This is a genomic window from uncultured Campylobacter sp. (assembly GCF_938045465.1).
GTDB lineage: Bacteria > Campylobacterota > Campylobacteria > Campylobacterales > Campylobacteraceae > Campylobacter_B.
Genome location: NZ_CALIBF010000132.1, coordinates 1 through 1,379 on the forward strand (window position 1 = coordinate 1; position 1,379 = coordinate 1,379).

Below are 1,379 nucleotides of genomic sequence, written 5' to 3' on the forward strand. Positions count from 1 at the left end.
ATCAAAGTAAAAAGTAGTTTCATTTGCCGCTCCTTTGTTTAGGTTATTTATGGCTAATTCTAGCGAAATTAAAATCAAAAGGCGCTTTTTTGGGCTAAATTTATTTGCCGTTTGCTTTTTATGAAATTTCAAGACGCCGTTAAATTTAGCCTTAGATTTGATATAATCGCGCAAAATTTAAGCGAGGGCGATATGAAAAATTCTATCTTTTTGTGGCTTTTACTTGCGGTCTGCGCTTTCGGCGCCGCTAAAGAGGATGCGGCGGCTTCTACTACGCAGCAGGCGGCGTCAAATTTGCCGCAGCCGAATTTTGAAATTTTTTACGATGAAAATGCTAGCGATGCACAGATAGATGCGGGCTTGGACGCGCTTTTGGAATTCGCGGCGCAAAACAGGGACAGGATCGACGAGGATTTCGGGGAGTTTGGCGAGCGAATTTTTACGCCATTTATTGCAAATATGAAACTAATGCGAAGTGGAAAGCTTGATTTTACACGAATTACTCGAATACTTGCGTTTAAGCCTGATTTGAACTACAATGAAGGATATATCGGCTCGCCGTTGCAAACTGCGATTTCTTACGGCTGTCCGCTTGATTTTGGTGCGGGTATTGATGCGCCAAGCAGCGCTGATTTGGGTGCAGACGAAAAGAATTTGATAACTCCAAGCGAAAAGTTAGGACGTCGCACAATTTTAAAAAATGCGGATGTGCTGCGATTAGTGCGATTTTTGGTAGAGCACGGCGCAAATATACATGCACGCGGATCGTTACATCTAGCCACATCGTGCGGAGATTTTGAGACGTTTTCATTGCTTCTTGAGCTGGGCGCTACAGATATTAGCGGAGTGGTAAGCTCGGTTGCAGGCGGAGAGCTGCTATTTTTACGAGATGCAGGTTTTATCGTTTCGGCATATAAAAATCCGCCTGATCCACGCGCTCGTGAGTTCATAAATAGCGCGAGATTTAAAAAATTCCGCGACGGAAGGCTACGCTATGTAGAGGAAATTTTAAAATTTCAAAGCTTGCGCGAGCTACCGCAAAATGAGTTAACGGGCTTGATTAAGCTAGCCGCAGTACTGGATGATACAGACACGGCGGAGTTTTTGCTCGCTCACGGCCTTTGCAAGCAGAAGGGGCTTTGCGAGTTTCTAAAAGCGCAGGCAAAAACTTACGACGCCGCAAAAATTTCTAAAATTTTAAGCCGTCAAAAGGGCTAAATTTTAAAATTTATACGGCTATGGCATGGCAAAGCAGATAAAATCGCTATTATAATTGTGCTAGTCGCAGCCGCCCTACTTTGTTATTTAGAGCGAGCGAAAAAGTAAAATTTGTTCCGCCTAACCTACCCTCCTCCGCTTATCAAACAGCTCGCTATTAA

1 protein-coding gene is annotated in these 1,379 nt (G+C 43.7%); it reads left to right on the forward strand.

The features are described 5' to 3' along the window. Positions 1-120 precede the first annotated feature (120 nt). Positions 121-1,218: a hypothetical protein gene (locus tag Q0413_RS06455; RefSeq protein ID WP_298988164.1), complete on the forward strand. Its 1,098-nt coding sequence runs from the start codon at positions 121-123 to the stop codon at positions 1,216-1,218. The last annotated feature ends 161 nt before the right edge of the window (positions 1,219-1,379 follow it).

Excerpts from the sequence above, each read along its gene's own strand:
- Q0413_RS06455 (WP_298988164.1), top strand. The coding sequence starts at position 121 with ATGAAATTTCAAGACGCCGTTAAATTTAGCCTTAGATTTGATATAATC.